This window comes from Bacteroides sp. 41_26, from assembly GCF_949740115.1.
Taxonomy (GTDB): Bacteria; Bacteroidota; Bacteroidia; order Bacteroidales; family Bacteroidaceae; genus Bacteroides; species Bacteroides nordii.
Genome location: NZ_CATJGZ010000085.1, coordinates 1 through 23088, shown reverse-complemented (window position 1 = coordinate 23088; position 23088 = coordinate 1). Strand labels below are relative to the sequence as shown.

Sequence of the window (23088 nt, the reverse complement as noted above, 5' to 3'; positions counted from 1 at the left end):
ACAGGTATCCTCCCGTTTGGCAAATAAAATCAGATAAGATAGGGCCTGATGCCCTATCTTAATTTAAAAAAAGAGATTACAGGTCTAACGGCCCTTCTCCGGCCTCTAAAGACCATCCCGGGTTTTGATAAATAACCGAGTTTGCTGCCGTTTGAGAATCCGGTGATGTCAACAAGAAGTGCTTTCTTGCAATCGGATCCAGATAATGAGCACTACAATAACGTAAACCGTCAAAGAATAAATTATTGGTTTTAGTAACAGACAATGGTATTAAGTAATCACTCAAACTTGGAGACGACATAATATTCTTACTATCAGCAGCCTGATCATGCAATAATTGTTTTGATGTATATAGCGATTGCATCGGTCCCCATACTTTACAACCTTTCAGAAGACAAGGGTTCTGATTTAATTGGTCTAATGCTCTCCAACGGATTAAATCTTCATAACGACGTCCTTCTCCTATAAATTCACAACGCCTCTCCCGACGAATATTATACAATGTCTTATCCACAAGAACTCCATGGGAATAAGCTCCCCAATCATTCTGAGCTTCAATATCCATATTAGTATGGTCAATGGTATTCTGATAATTCACATCAACTCCCGCACGTCTACGAATATCTTTCCAATATTTCTCCGCTTTAGCATCAATCCTTCCAGTCTTCTCGTAACAGGCTTCCATATAGTTCAAATAAGCCTCAACAGCACGGAATACAACGAAAGCTGTTATATCACTGGACACCATATTGAAATCGTGAGATTGTCCTTTTCCCAACAGATAACCGGTCGTTGTAGATTTCGTATAATCTTTACTATAAATCTCGGCAGGACTTGGAAACTCATCATGTTCAACCAACATATTCTCCAATACACGTACCTCTCCCGGAGCCTTCATAAACAAACGCCAACGCCAGTCACGATTTACTTTAGTATCGGCTATGTAGTCGTCGCCTTTATAATTACTGCCAGTAGCATAGTACGGAAGACCATTCTCCATTAAAAAGACATCGGCAAACTGCTGGGTATATCCTACAGAATAACCATAATAAACTCCACCATTGTATCCATGTTTCACCGGAGTTGCCAAATCAATGGAATAAGTCCGGTACATTACAGCTTCCGGATATGCTGCAGGATTTTTACTTGCAAATAAATCATAGTAAGGATTAACAGCTTGAGAAGCAGACTCTCTGATTGTCTTATTGTTGACAGTCAATGTTACTTTATCAGCTACTTGTTGAGCTGCATCCATCGCTGCTTCCAGAAAAAAATCTATTTCCGCATCAATACTGCCACTTGGGTATTGATAATCTTTCAAATACTCTTTTTGGCTACCGGGCCAATTAGGTCCCAGAGGCACATGTGCCGTTCCTTTATGATGTTTCAGCCAAGTACCTTCAAATAGTGCTACTCTGGATTTCATTATCAGAGCCGCATTTTTATTCAAACGTGTACGACCTCCTTGCGGAGCTGTATTCTTCATCATATCAATCGCCTTATCCAAATCGCTCAGAATAAACCTGGCTACTTCATTACGTGGTCTACGTTTGGAAGCTTCTGTCAATGTTTCCAAATCATCCGGCAAAGTAGTCGTTATTATAGGAAAATCTCCTAAAGCTTTCAACTTTTTAAAATATTCATAAGCTCTTAAAAAATATCCCTCACCTATATAATGCTTAACATTGGTCGGATCTCCTTTCAACTCTCCTTTCTCATAACGAGGAACAACCGTCTCCAAATAAAAATTCAAAGGTCTGATATCTGTGAAACTCCATGAACCTCCTGTTGAACCGACTTTAATCTGTCCCGGCATAAATTTGTTATCCCCATTACGTCCTACGGCATTGTCCGTACATATATCACTCCAATAAGGAGAATCAGCAGGATTACCTGTATAGCTATCCAGATTTGTATAGTATTTAATCGTATATGCAGCAAGATGCGATTCTTCCCATAAATATTTCTCGGGAGATATAGTAGATGGAGGAGTTACATCCAGGAAATCATCACATCCAACCATAGCAAACAATAAAGTATTGACTGCTATTATCTTTGCAATAGAACTATATATATTTTTCATATTTGTAAATTTTCTGGTTTATATTCTATTAAAAGGTCACACTTAAGCCAAATGAATAGGTCTTTGACAACGGATATACCATACCACCCTTAAGACCAATGCCGGCAGTTTCAGGATCCATAGTCTTAGACAGTTTAGTAAATGTAAGCAGATTCTCACCAGAGACAAATAAACGCAGATTTTGTATATATGCCCGTCTCATCCATTTTGCAGGAAAAGTATAGGATAGTTGCAAGTTTTTCAAACGCATATACGAAGCATTCTGCAAATAACGTGTCTGAGTGGATTTATTCTTATTAGCCCACAAAGGCCGTGGATAATACGCGTCATAATTAGCTCCCAAACGACTATCTTCATCACGGAAATAATTCATATGCTCATCAAAAACGACAGACCAGGATTTTCCACCTGACGTTGCTCCCCAAAATACAAAATTCAGATCAGTAGATGCAGAACCTACCTTTGCGTCCGGATAGTAATCCCGTTTTAATACTCCTTGCCAAAACATTGAAATTGCAAAACCTCTCCAGGAGGCATCCAAACTAATGCCTGTACGGAAACGCGGAGTACTATTCCCTATTTTCCTCAAATCACCCATATCATAAATTGTATTTGAGCCATTACTTACCTTTCCGTCACCGTTAGTATCGGCATACATAATATCACCGGCAGCCCACTTACTGCCTAAGGCATTTTGTCCACCATTGGGTAATGAAGCTAAATGTGCTTCCATCTCCTCATCAGTTTTTGCTATTCCAATCGTTTCATATCCAAAAATATCTCCCAGAATTTGTCCTTCATAATAAGTACTCAATGAACCTGTCAGATTCGGATATTTCAATATTTTCGTTCTACTGTCTGATAAATTGAATGACACTCCATACTGAAACTCATTAATGCGATCTTTCCAGCCAATCTGCAATTCCCAACCTTTAGTTACTAAATCTGTGTTATTGGTTGCAGGGGCACTTGTTCCCAATGTTCCGGGTAAGTCTACTCCAGGTCCCATCATATCTTTTGTTGTACGGCTGTAGATATCAAAAGAACCCGTCAAACGGTTATTTAGTACTCCCCAGTCAAGACCAAAATTCAACGTTTTAATCTTTTCCCAAGTTAAAGAAGTAGATATTAATCCTGGAGCAGCCGCTGTATTAGGACGTAAACCGTCAATTAACCAATCTCCCTTTCCTGCGGCAGTTGTCATTGTGAGGTAAGTAGGGTAATAACTTTTAGCATTCTGATTGGCCAAAACACCATAAGAAGCTCTCAACTTCAACAGTTGAATATAATCAGCCGTACCCTTCATAAACTCTTCTCGCGCTATATTCCAACCTAAAGAAGCAGATGGAGAAGTTATCCAGCGTTTGTCACGACGATAACGCGAACTACCATCTCTACGCACGTTTACTTCCAGTAGATAACGCTCTTTATAATCATAATTAATACGACCAAAGAAGCCTACTGTGCACCATTCATTATAGTTACCCTTCAATGTAGCATTCTCAACATCAGTAGTTTGATCTAAAACCGGAATATCATCGGATATTAAATCATTGCGTTGTCCGCTAAGCATGCGATTTTTATAAGACTCTAACTGAAATCCTACCATTGCCGCCAGATTATGCTCTCCTAACGCAATATTATAATTAGAATAAAAATTAGGGGTCAAGTGAGTAGCACGATATGCATACTCATATACACGACTCTTCTTCTGGCTCAGATTGGATACATAAGTCTTCAAAGGCTCTGTCGCATAATGCCCGTACACCAGATTCCAAACTTCATGTTGCCAGTCATTAGTAATACGTGCATTCATTTCCGCCATTATATTCCAATTCTTAACCGGAGTAATCGTCAGTTTCAATTGCTGATATAAATCATCATTCTGCTCCTGTCTTCTACCTCCATTCTCTAAATGCTCTGTATATGTCACATCTGCCAATCGATATCCATTCGGATCAGTTACCGGAATCAACGGAACCGAACGTCGGAGTACTTCATTATAGAAATTACTGGACATCTGACTCGGACGCCCATAATCAGTACGTGAAAAACGGGTCGTATAATCCATCTTAATAAAATCTGTTACCTGAGATGAAATCTTACCCGTTGTTGCAAATCGTTTCTGATTATCAGTGCCATAACGCAAAAATCCATCTTGAGTCTGATAATTAGCCGACACATAATATGTCAGCTTATCTGTTCCACCACTTACACTCAGATTATGCTCCTGAGATGGTGACCAATCCTTATAATACTCTCTCAACCAATCCACATTGGCATAAGCTGTACCGGTATCCCACTTTCCATTACTATTCGGTTGAATGCCTCCATCATTCAATGTACCGTGCATATAATCCCAAACATTTTGTACCTGAGTATCATCATAAAGATAAGCACCGGCATTATTAAAATTGGCATCATTGAAATAATTAATATAATCCCATGAATTAGCCATCTTTGGTAACATTACAGGAGTTTTAAAACGAAAGTTATTGCTATAATTCACAGTAGACTTACCTTTCTTTCCGGATTTAGTAGTTACCAGAATTACACCAAATGGCGCTCTGGAACCATAAATTGATGAAGCAGCCGCATCCTTCAACACTGAAATATTATCAATATCCTGCGGATTGATATTCGAAAGACTACCTTCCATACCATCAATAAGCACCAATGGACTACCACTCGATGTCGAACCAATAGTTGCCGTTCCACGTATATTAATAGAAGGAGTAGCATTTAATTCGGCACCATTATTAGAGGTCGTAATATTAAGTCCCGGAAGTAACCCCTGCAAAGCCTGTACTGCATTTCCAACCGGACGAGCCTCCAATGATTTAGATTCTATTACTCCTACGGCACCTGTTAGATTCACCTTTTTCTGAGTTCCGAAACCAACAACTACAACCTCATCCATCAAATTGGTTTCCTCATCCATTACTATATCAATAACCTGTTTTTTACCGTTAAAAGTTACTTCCTGTTTTTTCATGCCGACAAATGAAAATACAAGTATATCACCCGGCTGGGCTTCAATTCTATATTTACCATCTGCATCAGTTACTGTACCGGTTTGAGTACCCTGTACAGCAATGGTCACCCCAATCATAGCTTCACCGGCAATATCAACAACCGTACCACTAACCCAGGATTTCTTAGCATTACTTTGCCTGAATTGTTGTTTAGTCTTATCTACCGTAACGATAATCTGCTTCCCGTTCAAATAATATTTAATACCACGGGGAGTTAAAACTTCATTCAAAATACTTTCTACACTTTTATTCTCAGCAAATACAGATATTCTTTCTTTCACAGGAACATCTTCCTCGTACAGAATTACATAATTTGTATGTTTTTCTATGGTAGAAAATAATTCTTTAATAGTAATATCACGTACTTGCAGCGAAATATTAGTTTGAGAAAGAGTGTTTTGCGCATTCAATGTGTTTCCTATAATACTAATTACGAAACAGAGCAATTGAAATCCAATATATTTTTTAATGGAATTACATTTATAAATACTTACTTGTGTCCTCATAGTTATCTATGCTTTTATTTTATAAATTCAAATCACAGCTCTAAAAAAGCTTCCAAAGAAGCATACGATCCCCTATACTAAGGTGGTAGACGATAGTTTCTCATAATAATAAAAAATTAATTAGATGTTATTTATTTGCTATAGCGTTTCTTTTTCTGATAAACCTTCACAACATTTGTTTCTTTACTATATTCAAATGTAAAGGGCGTTGAATGTGACAAATTATGTAATACTTCACTAATAGAATCGTAAAGATTAAGATTTCCAATATATTTCTTTTTCGATACGGAACTATCAAATATAATTTTCACTCCATAGTATTTCTCTAAACGGGTAAAGATATGCTCCAACGGTTCATTCTGAATTTGCATAATACCATCTTTCCAGCAGGTATAAGCGTAGGTATCAACCTTTTTGACAACCGAAGAATTCCTTGCATAAAAGAAGCCCTCCTTGGGAATCAATTTATACTTGTTATTATCCGATCCCACTTCAACACTACCTTCTACTAATACCACAGACTTTTGAATATCCTCTTTATATGCACTCACATTAAACTTCGTTCCTAAAACAGAAACATCAAAATCTTTCGTATGTACAAAAAATGGGCGGGATTGATCTTTTTCTACTTCCAGATATGTCTCTCCTTCTATATATATATCACGTCTGTCTTCTAAAAAGGTCTTCGGATACAACAACTTACTACCGGCATTAAGCCAGACAACCGTACCATCATTAAATCTGATAGCAGTACGTTTGCCCACCGGCACAACCAACTGAATCATCTCTCCCTGCAAATCAGAGAATTTCATTTTCTTCTCAGTTCCCACAACAAAATCCCCTTGTGCCGTCTGATTTATGACTTCATTATTGGGAATAGCAGTTCTTAAACCACCCGAAATAATAAGAATTTCACTGGATGTACTTTGTATTGAGTCAAGTAAAGCCAATACCTCTTCTTTATTATCAACATAATCTTTTCCCATTAATAATAATGACGATACTACCAATATAACAGATATACAGGCTGCACATGCCGTTGAAATCCAATATAACCTTCTTCTGTTTTTTCTACGATCAATCCGATCCCAAAAACCTTTAAGGCTACGTTCAACTTGCAAATCAGAAACAACAGTTTCTTCAACCTTTATATTCTGCAATAAAAGAAATGCATTTTCAATGACTTCACATTGCTCAGGATGAAGGTCCATCATCCACTTCAGGGCTTCTTGATCATTTTCCTTAGCAATATTGATAAGTTTCTCATCAAAAATCCAAAACTCTATGTTGTTTCTATTTTCCATTCTATCTTTATTTCTATTAGTAGTACAATTCTATCTTTATTTTGTAATCACTACACAAGACATTTTTTATAGCTATACTACAAAAATATCTTCTACAGGCACAAATATATCATTTAATCACCTTATTATCAGCAAATAAACTTAATACATAAAAAATAATATTGTTTTTTAGAAAAGATTATTTTCTCATTAGAAATGATAGTCCGAGAACAAAGCGATCATGAATAGTAATACGAAGAAATCATTATTTTCTTTCCTGATCTTTTCCATAGCTCTATATGTCAGATTACGCGCGGCCTGTTCAGACATATCCATAATCCGGGCTATTTCTTCATATTCTTTTTGATGTAAAAATCGTAAATAAATGATTTCTTTTTGTCGAGGAGTTAAACTATTAATTATTCTATGTATCTTTTCCTTTAAAGCCTTTAATTCTTCCTCATCTTCAATTTGGGTGTTTTCAACAAAATAAGGTAGTTCAAAGTTTTCAAATTCATCCAGATACAAATACTTTTTCCTTTGTTTTTCATGATTAACAAAGGCATTTCTCACAGCTGCATAAAGAAATGCCTGAATAGTAGAAAAATCTTTTATTAATTGAGGGCGAGTATAAAGTTTAACAAATAATTCTTGTATAATATCATCTATTAATTCACTGTCCATACCTAAACTTATACCATAAGAATAGAGTTTCCTATAATTGTGACGATAGAAGACAGAAAAGGCTTCCTTATCCCCTTCAAGAAATAATTTCCATAAGTCCAATTCATTATAAGATTCAAAGGTTGACATTCTTTATATTGTTAATGCTAATCAGTAATCGTAAATCATCTGCTGATTTAATAAGTTAAAACATTATTATTCAGCTATCTCATTCATCTCTTTTAAGTGAATTGAAAGTCAATATATTAGAATAGTAAATTTACTCACTATTCTAATTTATGACTTTCAAAAAGAGCTAAAATTTAGATGGAAAAAATTACCATCATATTCATTTATCTGATCTTATCTAATAAGGAATCAGAGGAAATCACTGATTCCACTATTAATAAATTATTCAATTGGCATATCGAATAATCAGCATATTATTTTTCCTTCCGATAGTTTTCAAGCCCTGTTCTCAGGAATTCGATGTATTTAGGAATATCTTCATTATAAGCATAAGACTTATTCAAAGGTTTTCCTTCATTATCTATCAACACATAGAAGGGTTGGGCATTGGCACCAAACTTCACACGTTGCAGATAACTCCATTTATCACCTACAGTACGCAAAGTTCGTTCAGTGCCATTCTCCATAATCTTCACCGGTTCAGAAAGCGGAGTCTTGTTGTCTACATATAGAGTGATCAATACATAGTCATCATTGATGATTTTACTTACTGTCGGATCAGTCCACACAGCAAGCTCCATTTTACGGCAGTTAACACAACCATAACCCGTAAAATCAAGCATGACCGGCTTATTGTGCAATCTGGCATACTCCATCCCCAAATCATAATCATCAAATTTAGCATGTACCTCATTTGTATACAGATTGAAATCCTGCGTTTTCATAGGTGGAGCAAATGCACTAACGGCTTTCAACGGTGCTCCCCATAAACCGGGTACCATATAAACTGCAAATGCAAGTGATACGAGCGCCATAAAGAAACGGGATACGCCTATTTTAGTATCATCATCATCGTGAGGAAATTTAATTTTACCCAACAAGTAGAAACCAAGCAATGCAAATATCACAATCCATAAAGCCAGGAATGTTTCACGATCAAGAATTCTCCATCCGTAAGCCAGATCGGCAACAGATAAAAACTTCAAAGCAAAAGCCAATTCGAGAAAACCAAGTGTTACTTTTATCACATTCATCCAACCACCAGACTTCGGCATAGACTTCAACCAGGAAGGGAAAAGAGCAAACAAAGTAAACGGAAGTGCCAAAGCAATGGCAAAACCAAGCATACCGATGGCAGGAGCTACCACACTACCTGTAGTAGATACCTGTACTAATAAGAATCCAATAATAGGGCCTGTACAAGAGAAAGATACCAGTGACAGAGTGAAAGCCATCAAAAAGATACTAATCAGTCCTCCTGTAGCTTCTGCCTTACTATCCACTGCATTGCTCCACTTTGAAGGAAGCGTAATCTCAAATGCACCAAAGAAAGAAGCTGCAAATACAATCAGCATCAAGCAGAAAAGAATATTAAAGACAGCATTGGTAGACAAAGCATTCAATGCACTTGCACCAAAGATAGCCGTAATAGCAAGTCCCAATGTAACGTAAATCACAACGATAGAAGCACCATATGTCCAAGCGTCACGGATACCTTTCTTTCTATCTTTACTACGTTTCAGGAAGAAACTTACAGTCATGGGGATAATAGGCCAAACGCAAGGTGTAAACAGTGCAAGTAGTCCTCCCAGGAATCCGGTAATAAAAATATAAATCCATGACATATCTTCCTGAGAATGTTCTTCTCCATAAGCATGCAAATCATCAATAACCGGCTTCCAAAGGATGTCAGCAGAAACAGCAGGTTTTACAATTGCAGTAGTGTCTGCAGATGTAGTAACTGTTTCTGATTCAACTTCTGCGTCTTTTTGAAGCTCAGCTTTAGAGTCTCCTACCGTTTCTGTAGCCTTTAAGGTAGTTTTCCCTGATAGATTAAACGGAACCTGTGTCGGTGGTAAACAACTTTCGTCATCACATGCCCCATATTCCAGATATCCTTCAATAGTATATGTACCGGCAATAAACTTTATCTTCTGAACAAACTGTGCAGTATTCTCAAAATAACGCACTTTCATTTGAAAAAGTTTATCAAATGTTGAGATTTCATTTCCTACCGGCTTCAGCTTGCCAACCAATTCCAAACCATTCTTTTTATCGACATTGAATGTTGCCGAAATAGGCCCGCCATCACCTAAGTTAGTAGAATATACATGCCATCCCGGATCAATGGCGGCAGTAAATATTATTTCACCTTCAGTATCCGACAATGCCTTTAATTCTGTCTTAAACTTTACAGGATCTTGAATCTGTGCATGAGCCGCCAAGACAACAAACATCAGCAACAAAAAAGAACATAATTTTCTCATTCTCTATTCAGTATTTTAAATTATAACAGTTATGTAAACGCTCTGGTTCACTTACTTACTCGTAGTCCACACAGGCACGGCTCTCTTTTGCCTCAGCTATAATTTTGCCGGCAGCTACATGAAGAGGATGAGTAGCATAGAACTTCACGTCGTCCAGATTATCAAATTCACTATACAACGCAATATGCCACGTCTCACCCGGATTGGTATTTAATCCCACTTCGATTTTACGAATAACAGGAATTACGGCAGGAAGAGCTTCTATCGCCTCTTTAAATTTATTCATCACAATGAGTTTCTCGGCTTCCGGTACTTCATCCTTTAACTTAAATAATACAATGTGTTTCACCATAACGTTGCTATTTTAATTTATTGTTTATATATTTGTCAGCCGAAGAAGCTGCATTATCTTTATCAATGCAAAATTACTCTATTTGTTTTAAATATACACTATGAACAGATGTTAATAATAGGAATAGCAGGCGGAACGGGTTCGGGAAAGACCACCGTCGTAAGGAAAATTGTTGAGAGTCTACCCGCCGGTGAAGTTGTATTACTTCCACAGGATTCATATTACAAAGACAGTAGTCATGTACCTGTTGAAGAACGGCAGAATATCAACTTTGACCATCCGGATGCATTTGAATGGAACCTGCTCTCAAAACATGTTTCTATGTTGAAAGAAGGTAAAAGCATAGAACAGCCCACTTATTCCTATCTTACTTGTACCCGCCAATCTGAAACCATACATATTGAACCGCGTGAAGTGGTTATTATTGAAGGGATTCTTGCCCTTTGCGATAAAAAACTACGTAACATGATGGATCTTAAAATTTTTGTAGATGCCGACCCGGATGAACGTCTGATACGTGTAATACAACGGGATGTAGTGGAACGCGGACGTACTGCTGAAGCTGTTATGGAACGTTATACGCGCATATTAAAACCAATGCATCAGCAGTTTATCGAACCTTGCAAAAGATATGCCGATCTTATTGTACCCGAAGGAGGTAATAATAATGTGGCAATTGATATCCTGACAATGTATATTAAGAAACATTTGAAATAAGAATGACAGTCCGGCGCTCTATACTGCCTGTCTTCTTCATCATCCTCTTTTCTGTATTGGCCTGTAGACACAGACACCACCCGACAGAGAAAGTGGGAGCATATGATTTGGCACAGATTAAAGACAGCGGTGAACTGGTTGTACTGACATTATACAGCTCAACAACCTATTTTATTTACCGCGGACAGGAAATGGGGTTCCAATATGAGTTGAGCGAACAATTTGCCAAAAGCCTGGGTGTAAAGTTACGCATTGAAGTAGCACGAAATGTACCTGAATTAATTGAAAAGCTTCTCGCCGGTGAGGGTGATCTTATTGCATACAATCTTCCTATAACCAAAGAATTGAAAGATAGCCTGATTTATTGTGGAGAAGAAGTGATTACGCATCAGGTAATTGTGCAGCGAAACAATGGTAAAACAAAACCAATAACCGATGTAACGGAGCTTGTCGGCAAAGATGTATATGTAAAACCCGGTAAATACTACGACAGGCTCGTCAATCTGAACAGTGAACTGGGAGGTGGTATACAGATTCACAAGGTAACAGGCGACAGCATCACAACCGAAGATCTCATCACACAAGTAGCACAAGGAAAAATCCCCTATACAGTGGCAGATAACGATTTGGCAAAGTTAAACACAACTTATTATCCGAATCTGAATATCAAACTCTCTATCAGTTTTGATCAGCGGGCCTCATGGGCTGTACGGAAAGACTGTCCTCAACTGGCTGCTGCCGCAGACAAATGGCACGAAGATAATATGACTTCACCGGCTTATAGTGCCAGTATGAAGCGATACTTCGAAATCAGTAAAGCAGTTCCTCACTCTCCTATCCTCTCATTACGTGAAGGAAAAATTTCTCATTATGATAAACTATTTAAAAAGTATGCCAAAGAGATAGATTGGGACTGGCGTTTACTGGCATCACTGGCCTATACAGAATCTAACTTTGATACAACAGCCGTATCATGGGCAGGAGCCAAAGGCTTGATGCAGCTCATGCCTCAAACAGCACGTGCGATGGGATTGCCTCCCGGCAAAGAACAAAATCCGGAAGAAAGCATTAAAGCAGCTGTGAAATATATAGCAAGCACCGACAGGAGTCTTAGAATGATTCCCGATAAACAGGAACGTATTAAGTTCATTCTTGCATCCTACAATGCCGGATTAGGACATATATATGATGCCATTGCATTGGCTGATAAGTATGGAAAAAATAAAAATGTATGGGACAATAATGTAGAAAACTACATCCTGCTGAAAAGTAATGAAGAATACTTTACCGACCCCGTTTGTAAAAACGGTTACTTCCGTGGAATAGAAACATATAACTTTGTGAAGGATATCATGTCGAGGTATGAATCGTATAAGAAGAAAATAAAAAGTAGTGATTAGTGATGAGTGATTAGTGGGCTGCGCAGCTTGCTAATCACTTATCACTCATCGCTAATCACTAATCACTATTTACCACTTCTCATAATGTATTTTATTCTCATCATATTTCTGTTTCGGTTGCTGCTGAGTAGCAGGATATCCGAAAGGAATAACACACAGTGGTAAGATATTTTCGGGCAGAGCAGTATACTTACGGACTACCTGCATACGGTCTTCATAGGGATAAGCAGCAGTCCAGACAGCACCAAGCCCCAGACTCTCAGCAGCCAAAAGTATGTTTTGCGTAGCAGCTGAACAATCCAGATACCAGTAAGAAGAACGGGTGGAATCGCCACATACAACAATGGCATAACGAGCCTCTGTTAGCATTTTAGCATAAGGCAAAGCAGCAGCCATAGAATCGAGAGAAGCCCGTTCGGTTACTACAATAAACTCCCACGGACGCTGATCTTTCCCCGAAGGAGCAGCCATACCGGCACGCAGCATCAAGTCTATCTTTTCTTCTTCTACCCCCTTATTCAGATAGGTGCGTACACTTTTGCGGGCAAAAATATTGTCCAAAGCCGCATTACCGGAAGCGGATGCTGGACCTTGCGGAGCAGAAGAACAGGAGGCAATGATAGTCAGTAAAACAGCTGCCATCAATAACAAAGCGGAAATCTTTCTCATACTCATATCAATTAAAACAGATTTAATTTATTTTTTTGTGCTTCTTCAAGCGATACTGTTTCTCGACGCATCATGCCACTCTTCTCACGCAATTCCTGATATTCTTTTGCCAACTCCCCAACAAGTTCCTCTTTTGCTTTCGGATTAAGTAAACGCGCTGCTACACCGGCATTCAACGAGGCATCTTTCAGATGAACCACCGGAGCATGATAAACAGGAGCAATCTTCAAAGCAGTATGCATTTTGGAAGTCGTTGCACCACCTATCAACAAAGGAATGTCCAGACCCACTTTCTCAAGTTCCATAGCTACATGAACCATTTCTTCCAAAGAAGGAGTAATCAGCCCACTCAAGCCAATCATATCTACTTTCTCCTCAATAGCTCGCTGCACAATCGTTTCAGCAGGTACCATCACCCCTAAATCTACAATGTCATATCCGTTGCAAGCCATCACTACGGCAACAATATTTTTTCCAATATCATGTACGTCCCCTTTTACAGTAGCCAATAATACTTTTCCGGCCGGAGGCGCTCCTTCCTGTTTTTCCGATTCTATAACAGGCTGCAAAACAGCCACAGCTTTCTTCATGGTACGAGCCGTTTTTACTACCTGAGGTAAAAACATCTTTCCGGCACCAAACAGTTCACCAACATGATTCATGCCCTCCATCAATGGCCCCTCAATCACATCCACTGCCTTATCATACAGTGGCAGTGCTTCCGCCAAGTCTTCTTCCAGAAAGTCACCAATACCTTTCACTAATGCATACTGCAAACGTTCCTGCACAGTCCCCTCTCTCCAGGCTAAATGGGTTGAAAGCTGAGAGTTAGAAGTTGAAAGTTCACCATTCTTTTCGGCCTTCAACGCTTCGGCAAGTTCGATCAGACGTTCGGCAGCATCAGGACGACGATTCAGAACAACATCCTCTATCTTTTCGAGCACATCGGCCGGAATATCCGTATAAAGAACGGAAGTAGCCGGATTGACAATTCCCATATCCATCCCTTGCTGAATAGCATGATAAAGAAAAACAGCATGCATTGCTTCACGGATGTAGTTGTTCCCCCGGAAAGAGAATGAAAGATTACTAATACCACCACTCACATGTGCACCGGGAAGATTTTTACGAATCCAGCCGGTTGCATTGATAAAGTCGACAGCGTAATTATTGTGCTCTTCGATACCCGTAGCTACAGCAAGAACATTCGGGTCAAAAATAATATCATGCGGATTGAATCCTATCTTATCAACCAACAAACGGTAAGCCCGCTCACAGACTTCTATTTTACGGGCAGCAGTGTCTGCCTGTCCTTTTTCGTCGAAAGCCATTACCACAGTAGCAGCACCATATTGTTTAATAATGCGGGCATGCTCTAAGAATTTCTCTTCTCCTTCTTTTAAAGAGATAGAATTCACTACCGATTTACCTTGCAGGCATTTCAGCCCGGCTTCAATGACCTCCCACTTAGAAGAGTCAATCATTACAGGCACACGAGCTATATCAGGCTCCGAAGCTATCAGATTGAGGAAAGTTGTCATCTCCTGACATGCATCCAACAACCCATCATCCATATTTACATCAATGATCAACGCACCATCTTCTACCTGCTGGCGGGCTATGGAAAGTGCTTCATCATATTTCTTCTCATTAATAAGCCGCAAGAACTTACGCGAACCGGCTACATTGCAACGCTCACCGATATTTACGAAATTGATTTCCGGTTTCACCTCCAGCAATTCCAGTCCCGAAAGCCAAAGACAATCAGGCTTAGGAGCAGGTACATGAGGCTTTGCTCCTTCTATTAAGGCCGGATATTCTGCAATATAGGCGTCAGTAGTACCACAACAGCCACCAATGATATTTATCAATCCTTCATGGATGTATTCTTTTACTTCATGAGCCATATCGGCCGGGGTCTGATCATATTTACCCAGACTATTAGGAAGCCCGGCATTCGGATAAGCGCTGATGTAATAAGGTGCACGGTTGGCAAGCTGCTCAAGAAATGGCTTTAATTGCTTGGCACCAAACGAGCAATTCAGTCCCACCGAAAGTATATTGGCGTGTTGCACAGAAGCCAGGAAAGCATCCAATGTCTGCCCCGAAAGTGTACGTCCACCCGTATCAGAAACAGTAACAGATAGCATAATGGGAACTTCAATACCTGTCTTTTTCATCGCCTGCTCTGCTGCATAAATGGCCGCCTTGGCATTCAGGGTATCAAAGATTGTTTCAATCAGAATGGCATCCACTCCTCCTTCGAGCATAGCTTCCATTTGCTGCTGATAAGCGGTAGCCAATCCATCATAGCTTAATGCACGAAAGGCCGGATTATTCACATCAGGGCTCATAGAGCAGGTCTTATTGGTAGGGCCTACCGAACCTGCCACAAAACGAGGTTTTTGCGGATTCTTTGCTGTATATTCATCCGCCACTTCACGTGCCAGTTTCACAGCAGCAAGGTTGATCTCACGTACATAGTCTTCTACGTGATAATCGGCCATAGAAACCGTAGTCGAACTAAAAGTATTGGTTTCGATGATATCGGCACCTGCCTCCAGATATTTACGGTGAATATCCTGAATTACATCCGGACGGGTCAGGCACAACAAATCATTGTTCCCTTTCAGTTGTCCGGGAATGTGTGCAAAACGTTCGCCACGGAAATCTTCTTCCTTTAAGTTGTATTGCTGAATCATAGTTCCCATCGCCCCATCCAATATAAGGATACGCTGGGATATTAATTGTGGAATAGTCATCTTTTTCATTGGTGCATTGGCATATTAGCACATCGGCACATTATTATCTCTTAAACATCCGGTCCATATCACGACGATCATCTTTTTCCTTCAAAGACTCGCGCTTGTCATATTGCTTTTTACCTTTAGCCAAAGCCACAACAACTTTAGCTAATCCTTTTTCGTTGACGAACATACGAACGGGCACAATGGTAAATCCTGTTTCCTTCGTTCCCCGTTCCAGCTTCTTCAACTCCTTCTTATTGAGTAACAGCTTCCTGTCTCTACGGGCTGCATGATTATTGTACGAGCCATAGAAATATTCGGCAATGTGCATATTCTTTACCCACAACTCACCTTTTGCAAAGTAACAAAACGTATCTACCAGACTTGCCTTTCCTAAGCGAATAGACTTTATCTCCGTTCCGGTGAGCACAATACCCGCAGTATAAGTATCCAGTAACTCATAGTCAAATGTAGCACGTTTATTCTTTATATTTACAGGAGCCAGTTTCATTATTTTCTTAATTTAATATTGCTGTTAGTTTATTGAACACAAATTGAATCACTGCCGGACATAGTATTAACAACAAAGACGACAAAATGGTGAATCGTAACCGGTTCTTTTCTTCAACCTGCATCACAATCGGCGCACCTTCCCACACCACATAAACGATATAGAACTGCAACAACCAGCCGATGATGCTAAAGTCAGGCAACAGTCCGGTAATTATTTTCAGCAGGAAAGTGACAACCAGTGCGTATCCTGCAAACTGCTGAGTCAGAGAGATATCATCTGACATCCCAAACATCTGTACCCTCAGTTGGTTGATGGCATAAGCCGCCAAAAAGTAACCACCGAACAAGGCCACAGCCACAGCACAGCATTGCGTCATGGCTATCTGAAAACTTTGCGGACCTCCCCATCCATTGGCCAATAAAGAACCAATAAAGACAGCGAGACCACATAAACCAATCATAGGATAGACAAAAGCCACAAAGACTTTTCGCCTATCCTCTTCCAAACGAATTTCCTCCCAGGCCTTGGCCGGAGAGGAAATTAATGACATTGCTATTTTAAATAACTCTTTGTAATCCAAATTTATTCTTTAGCCTTAATTTGTACTGTGTATGTTTTAGTTTTCGTATTATCTTTATCTTCCAGGTCTATATTAGTATTATTCACCTGTGTCTCAATAATAATTTTTGTATCTGTATTGATATTGAATTTTCTCAGATTGAATGCCTTATAGAATACAAATGGATATTGACCTGAGAAATTTACACTTGTATAGTTCAGAGAAGTATCCTTTCCGTTGTTATGACGCAAATACAATTTTATGGTATTCTCTTCAACTTGTTCATTAGGATAATGAACGAGTGTAAAATAGTGAGATAATAGACCATCCACTCCCATAAAATAATCTATCTGAAGCAGTAGCGTGCTTTCGTCAAACATAAAAGGTTCATATTTATAAGAAGAACCAATTGTCCCATCTAAACTTCTGATAGGAGCCTTTGCTATCGAATCGTTAGAAGCTCCTTCTTCTGATACAGATTCTACAGTGGCATCCAATCCCATTGCATACATCAACTGCAAATCCTTCAAAGACTCTGTATTTTCTGTAACCGTCTGTGTAGCCGAATCATACTGATATATAATATAAGCCATGTCGCCCGAACTCGGATCAAAGCCATAGGTACTTTTCATTGTAGCCATAGAAGTTGCTGACGGATAATACTTAAATCCATTAGCGTCCACAAAATAAGTACTTCCAAAAGTGGAGGTATATACTTTAACAAAAGCATCTTGTCTCACTGTAGTATCATCATCTCCATTCATACATGAAGTAAATCCAACGCCCATCAATATAACCAGGGCTAACATCAAAAATTTCACTTGTTTCATAAATCTATTATTAGAGTTTGCAAAGATATAAATTCCAATTCACAATAAGTAAATGCAGATACTTAAAAAATACTGCACCGACTACTTTATTATTTTTGCAAATAACTCCAAATGATCATCCAAATACCCTGCTACTGTTGCAGTTACCTGTTCTTCCATTTCAAAATATTCTTCTTCCAGTTCGTCAAAAGCTTCATATTGCTCATACATTGCCATGAATTCATCTTCGGTTCGCTCTTTTTCAAGATCAGCACGATGAGCATCATATACCTTTTTCGCCCGGTAAATCAATTTGGAAAATTCTTCAGCCCCCCACAGACGCATCACTTTGGCAAAAGGATTATCAAAAATATATCCCCCATAACCATTCTGTATCAATTGGCAAAAACCTCCTGACATAATCTCATCACGAAAAATCTGATAGGCCAACAGCGAATGTTGTTCACCTGTAAGCAAAGCCATCGTTTCGGCAGTCAGTTCACCGCCTATCACTTCTTTATATTTATCAGTAAATACCTGGATAAACTCATCCATCCCTTCACCCGCAGCTTTTTGCAGAGCAGCATCTGTTACTTCTATCATAAATGTGTTCCTGTTTATATAATGTTGCAAAGTTACGAACTTTATCAATGAAATACCTTTTTTTGTCCATAAATTTTATATTCACATTATTATATACGCGCACAGGCGTATTTTCTTCTTTTTTTAAAAGAAAAATCCCCGTGTAATTAATAGAGGGTAGGGTACCCTACCCTCTATTAATTACACGGGGATTTTATTATAAGAATATTCAAGTTATCGGTAATAGGATGCAGATGTAATGGCGCACATCAATATATGTAATACTCTGCCACATATATTGTTACGGTGCATTACATATATTGGCTTTTTGCTTACAAAAGCCAAAACTTACACATAGAAGAATAATATATCCACATACAAAAAAGAAATAATGCCGATTTTTGCAGAAAACAAAAGTATTAATCAGTTATGAAACGAATCATTACTCTATTTTCCATATTAGTTATGGCAACGGTAGCCGGCTGTGGACTCCATGCACAAAACACACCTGCTTTTCCGGGAGCAGAAGGATTTGCCCGGTATACCACCACAGGTGGACGAGGAGGAACAGTTTATCGTGTTACCAATCTGAATGATAGCGGAGCAGGATCACTCCGGGAAGGACTTAAAAGTAGTAACCGTATTATTGTTTTTGATGTATCAGGAACTATCGCTCTGGAAAGTACGCTCGAAATAAAAAATAATAATATAACCATTGCCGGACAAACAGCTCCCGGAGATGGTATTTGTATCAAAAACTATTCCGTAGTAGTAAAAGCCAGCAATGTTATCATCCGCTTCATTCGTTGCCGAATGGGCGATGAGAAAAAAACAGAAGATGATGCGATGTGGGGACGCAATCAGAGTAATGTAATCATAGACCATTGTACTATGAGTTGGAGTACCGACGAATGTTCTTCTTTCTACGGAAACAAAAATTTCACCATGCAATGGTGCATTTTAAGCGAGAGCCTCACTAATTCGGTACACGGTAAGGGTTCACATGGATACGGTGGCATTTGGGGTGGTGAAGGTGCCACCTTCCATCACAACCTGCTGGCGCACCATAAGAGTCGCACACCCCGGCTTTGCGGTAGCCGCTATACAGGAAGACCGGATGATGAAATAGTAGATTTGCGTAATAACGTGTTCTATAACTGGGGACCGACAAATGGTGGATATGCCGGAGAAGGAGGAAATTATAATTTCATTAACAACTACTACAAACCAGGTGCTTCGACAGCAACAAAAGACAACATTACTTACCGCATCTTTTCACCGAATGCCGACGACGGGACACAAACCAATGCGCCCGGTGTATGGGGAGTATTCTATGTATCAGGAAACTATTTCGATGATAGCTGTTCTAAGCTAAGCAGTAAATCAAAAACAAATATTGCCAAGACAAATGCAGACAATTGGGTAGGCATTCACCCGAACACCAATAATGGTGCATTGCCCGAAGGAAACATCGAAAATATCAAAAGTCCCGTAGAGTTTGAAACAGCTTCTACCACTACCCATACTGCAATCGCAGCCTATGAAAAAGTACTGGACTACGTGGGGGCAAGCCTGAAACGTGATGTAATAGACGCTCGTGTTATCTCTGATGTCAGAAATGGAAATTATACTTTCGAAGGTTCTAATGGGAGTAGTAACGGACTCATTGATTCACAAACTAATAGTGAAGGTTACATCACATATCATTCGACAACTAAGCCTGTGGACAGTAATAATGACGGAATTCCCGATGATTGGGCAGCGAAATATCTTCCACAAGGAAAGACCTACAAAGATATTGATCCTGAAACCGGATACTGTTATCTGGAACTATATATCAACAGCCTGGTAGACGAACTCATGAAAGCCGGATATGAAAATGCCGAATCGTCGCCAAGCAAAGATGACTTCGGGCTAACAGGAACACCAACAGGAATAGAAAAAGCGACAGACCTTCCCGGCCTGTCTCTCCATAAAGAAGGCAATAAGATTGTAATTTCAGGATTAGAAGGAAAAAGTGTCATCGAGATTTATGACTTGATGGGACGGTTTCAAAGTTCACAGACAAGTAACAGTACACTACAAGAGTTCACTCTCCTTCAGCCTGCTATTATCAGAGTAACTGATAACAGGCAAACAAAGAGTTTTAAAGTCCTTTAATGAGGGACTAAGGGATTTACGATTGGACGATTTACTATTTACGATTGAAGAGTTACTCTTAATTACAAATAAAGTAATTTCAATCGTAAATAGTAAATCGTCCAATCGTAAATCCCTTAACACTATTAACACAAGAATCCCCATTCCTATCTTTATCAAACAAGAATACGTACTTTTATATCCTAAAAATATGATAGTTTATATACATAAAGTACGCATTTAACATCCTATTAAATACGTACTTTTACACTCAAAGAATAGTATAGTTTGTAAACTAAGAATCAACGTGTTACACAGAAACAGACGATAGATCATCGTTCTTCTTTATTCCATCCGACAACAGATAATTACTTTTTTGACAACTATCCGTCATCCGAAAAAGAATACACTTTAGCTTAATGATGTAGCGACATACCTAAGTACATTCCAATAAAATAAGGAATCAACCAGATACACCATACAAAAATACTGAACCTGTTGAAATGAGCCTTCGCCGCAGCAGATCCCTTTGTATAAGTCCAGATAGCCCACATAGCGTGTATCAGCATCAACAGAATGGCAATAACACCTGTCACAGTATGTATCTCATCATGTAAATGAGTCATATGAGCAATACTCTTCATCAATCCCGTCCCCACGGTATCTGCTACCAGCCCGAAGAGAAAAAACAATATGTGCCAGAATTTAAGTTTCCCCTGCACATGTTCTCCCCACACTCCTATCGTGTAGAAAACCAAAGCAGCTGTTATAACAGAAATAGCTGCTATTAAATAGTGTATATCTATCTGATTAAGTTCCATAATTACATTTTTCAAAAAACAACAAACTCTGGGAGGAATAGTTCAGATATTAAAATGTAATCTCCACATTACAATATACGAACCCCGTCTCTTCTATTTCATTCTTTTCATAAAAAAGTAATAAAAGCCGATTTGCAAAAACCAATAAAACGAGTACCTTTGCGTGCGATTTGAGAATCGTGACTACGTATTTTTAATTATATCACTTAAAAAAGAGCTAATTATGACTTATTCACACGAAGTGGAACACATGTGTGTTGTAAAGAAGGGTCCTAACCACGGACCGGCTCCCATACCCGAAGAAGGAAAATGGGTAAAATCAAAAGAAATTGTTGATATTTCAGGTCTGACACACGGTGTAGGTTGGTGTGCTCCCCAGCAGGGTGCCTGCAAGCTCACGTTGAACGTGAAGGAAGGCATCATCCAGGAAGCGCTGGTGGAAACCATCGGATGCTCCGGCATGACCCATTCCGCAGCCATGGCGGCTGAAATTTTACCGGGAAGGACGGTCATGGAAGCATTGAATACGGACCTTGTATGCGATGCCATCAATACTGCCATGAGGGAATTATTTTTACAGATCGTATACGGAAGAAGCCAAAGTGCATTCTCCGAAGACGGGCTTCCGGTCGGCGCAGGTTTGGAAGACCTCGGAAAAGGGCTTAGGAGCCAGGTTGGTACCATGTACGGTACTTTGAAGAAGGGTCCCCGTTATCTTGAAATGGCTGAAGGATATGTTACGGGTATCGCATTGGATGCGGATGACCAGATTATCGGTTACCAGTTCGTAAGCCTCGGCAAAATGACGGATTTCATCAAAAAGGGCGACGATCCGAACACGGCATGGGAAAAAGCAAAAGGTCAGTACGGCCGCGTGGCAGATGCTGTTAAGATTATCGATCCGAGAGAAGAATAATAGGAGGACTTAAAAGATGGCATTATTTGAATCATATGAAAGAAGAATTGATAAAATTAATTCCGTGTTGGGCAGTTACGGAATATCTTCAATCGAAGAAGCGGAGAAAATCACGAAGGATGCGGGTCTTAACGTTTACGACCAGATTAAGGGCATCCAGCCCATCTGCTTTGAGAATGCATGTTGGGCATATACGGTAGGCGCTGCAATCGCAATCAAGAAAGGCTGCAGGAAAGCGGCGGATGCGGCTGCTGCAATCGGCGAAGGTCTTCAGGCGTTCTGTATCCCCGGTTCCGTTGCGGATACCCGTAAGGTAGGTCTTGGACATGGTAATTTGGGTAAGATGCTTTTGGAAGAAGAAACCGAGTGCTTCTGTTTTCTGGCAGGACATGAATCCTTTGCGGCAGCAGAGGGCGCAATCGGTATTGCGGAGAAAGCAAACAAAGTACGCCAGAAACCTTTGAGGGTTATCCTGAACGGTCTTGGAAAAGATGCGGCACAGGTTATATCCAGAATTAACGGATTTACTTTTGTGGAGACGGAGTATGATCCTTATACGAATACGGTAAAGGAAGTTTCCCGTAAGTCCTACTCTGAGGGACTTCGTGCCAAGGTTAACTGCTACGGCGCTAACAGTGTTCCGGAAGGCGTTGCCATTATGTGGAAGGAGAACGTGGACGTATCCATCACCGGTAACTCCACCAACCCCACCCGTTTCCAGCATCCGGTGGCAGGTACCTACAAGAAGGAGCGCAATGAGGCCGGCAAGAAGTACTTCTCCGTGGCTTCCGGCGGCGGTACCGGACGTACCCTTCACCCGGACAACATGGCAGCAGG

18 protein-coding genes are annotated in these 23088 nt (G+C 39.6%); 5 read left to right on the top strand and 13 right to left on the bottom strand.

The window, feature by feature from the left end; all coding sequences use genetic code 11:
* Window positions 1-76: 76 nt before the first annotated feature.
* The 6 genes from QX565_RS12455 to QX565_RS12430 form a co-directional block, all read right to left on the bottom strand.
* Window positions 77-2083: a RagB/SusD family nutrient uptake outer membrane protein gene (locus tag QX565_RS12455; RefSeq protein ID WP_221648857.1), complete on the bottom strand. Its 2007-nt coding sequence runs from the start codon at window positions 2081-2083 to the stop codon at window positions 77-79.
* Between the two features lie 28 nt (window positions 2084-2111).
* Window positions 2112-5624 (bottom strand): SusC/RagA family TonB-linked outer membrane protein, encoded by a 3513-nt coding sequence (locus QX565_RS12450; RefSeq protein ID WP_289292911.1) that lies wholly within the window; start codon window positions 5622-5624, stop codon window positions 2112-2114.
* A gap of 131 nt (window positions 5625-5755) precedes the next feature.
* Complete coding sequence (locus tag QX565_RS12445; protein WP_289292910.1) at window positions 5756-6928, bottom strand: FecR family protein; 1173 nt, start codon at window positions 6926-6928, stop codon at window positions 5756-5758.
* A 189-nt stretch (window positions 6929-7117) separates the two neighbouring features.
* Entirely contained in the window at window positions 7118-7720 is a 603-nt protein-coding gene (locus QX565_RS12440; protein ID WP_002561814.1) for an RNA polymerase sigma factor, read from the bottom strand.
* 293 nt (window positions 7721-8013) lie between these two features.
* Window positions 8014-10026: a protein-disulfide reductase DsbD family protein gene (locus tag QX565_RS12435; RefSeq protein WP_289292909.1), complete on the bottom strand. Its 2013-nt coding sequence runs from the start codon at window positions 10024-10026 to the stop codon at window positions 8014-8016.
* 55 nt (window positions 10027-10081) lie between these two features.
* Entirely contained in the window at window positions 10082-10378 is a 297-nt protein-coding gene (locus QX565_RS12430) for a Dabb family protein (RefSeq protein ID WP_221648859.1), read from the bottom strand.
* Window positions 10379-10486: 108 nt separating this feature from the next.
* On the opposite strand from QX565_RS12430, the gene udk reads away from it, so the two are divergent.
* Together udk and QX565_RS12420 are read left to right on the top strand one after the other, a co-directional pair.
* A complete protein-coding gene (gene udk / locus QX565_RS12425; RefSeq protein WP_289292908.1) occupies window positions 10487-11095 on the top strand; it encodes a uridine kinase in 609 nt (202 codons plus the stop codon).
* 2 nt (window positions 11096-11097) lie between these two features.
* On the top strand, window positions 11098-12495 hold the full coding sequence (locus QX565_RS12420; protein WP_289292907.1) for an MltF family protein: 1398 nt from the start codon (window positions 11098-11100) through the stop codon (window positions 12493-12495).
* 69 nt (window positions 12496-12564) lie between these two features.
* Here the strand turns inward: QX565_RS12420 and QX565_RS12415 are convergent, their stop codons facing one another.
* The 6 genes from QX565_RS12415 to QX565_RS12390 all read right to left on the bottom strand — a co-directional run bounded on the left by QX565_RS12415 (window position 12565) and on the right by QX565_RS12390 (window position 18396).
* The gene (locus tag QX565_RS12415) at window positions 12565-13137 is read right to left on the bottom strand and encodes a nitroreductase family protein (RefSeq protein ID WP_414429692.1); all 573 of its coding nucleotides are present in this window, start codon (window positions 13135-13137) and stop codon (window positions 12565-12567) included.
* Between the two features lie 38 nt (window positions 13138-13175).
* Window positions 13176-15935, bottom strand: a complete 2760-nt coding sequence (gene metH / locus QX565_RS12410; RefSeq protein ID WP_289292905.1) for a methionine synthase — start codon at window positions 15933-15935, stop codon at window positions 13176-13178.
* A gap of 34 nt (window positions 15936-15969) precedes the next feature.
* The gene (gene smpB / locus QX565_RS12405) at window positions 15970-16422 is read right to left on the bottom strand and encodes an SsrA-binding protein (RefSeq protein WP_002561821.1); all 453 of its coding nucleotides are present in this window, start codon (window positions 16420-16422) and stop codon (window positions 15970-15972) included.
* A 7-nt stretch (window positions 16423-16429) separates the two neighbouring features.
* Window positions 16430-16975: a Yip1 family protein gene (locus QX565_RS12400; RefSeq protein ID WP_289292904.1), complete on the bottom strand. Its 546-nt coding sequence runs from the start codon at window positions 16973-16975 to the stop codon at window positions 16430-16432.
* Window positions 16976-17007: 32 nt separating this feature from the next.
* Window positions 17008-17814 carry a hypothetical protein gene (locus QX565_RS12395; protein WP_289292903.1) on the bottom strand — a complete coding sequence of 269 codons (807 nt, stop codon included), beginning with the start codon at window positions 17812-17814 and terminating at the stop codon, window positions 17008-17010.
* An 81-nt stretch (window positions 17815-17895) separates the two neighbouring features.
* Entirely contained in the window at window positions 17896-18396 is a 501-nt protein-coding gene (locus QX565_RS12390; RefSeq protein WP_289292902.1) for a DMP19 family protein, read from the bottom strand.
* Window positions 18397-18804: 408 nt separating this feature from the next.
* Here QX565_RS12390 and QX565_RS12385 point away from each other — a divergent pair, with 408 nt between their 5' ends.
* Window positions 18805-20535 carry a pectate lyase gene (locus QX565_RS12385; RefSeq protein ID WP_289292901.1) on the top strand — a complete coding sequence of 577 codons (1731 nt, stop codon included), beginning with the start codon at window positions 18805-18807 and terminating at the stop codon, window positions 20533-20535.
* A gap of 395 nt (window positions 20536-20930) precedes the next feature.
* On the opposite strand, the gene QX565_RS12380 is transcribed toward QX565_RS12385, so the two are convergent.
* On the bottom strand, window positions 20931-21335 hold the full coding sequence (locus QX565_RS12380; protein ID WP_289292900.1) for an HsmA family protein: 405 nt from the start codon (window positions 21333-21335) through the stop codon (window positions 20931-20933).
* Window positions 21336-21558: 223 nt separating this feature from the next.
* Between QX565_RS12380 and QX565_RS12375 the strand changes: the two genes are divergently transcribed.
* Both QX565_RS12375 and QX565_RS12370 read left to right on the top strand, forming a co-directional pair.
* Window positions 21559-22251, top strand: a complete 693-nt coding sequence (locus QX565_RS12375) for an iron-sulfur cluster assembly scaffold protein (protein ID WP_289292899.1) — start codon at window positions 21559-21561, stop codon at window positions 22249-22251.
* Between the two features lie 16 nt (window positions 22252-22267).
* On the top strand, window positions 22268-23088 hold an 821-nt coding region (locus QX565_RS12370; protein WP_289292898.1), incomplete at its 3' end, for a GGGtGRT protein.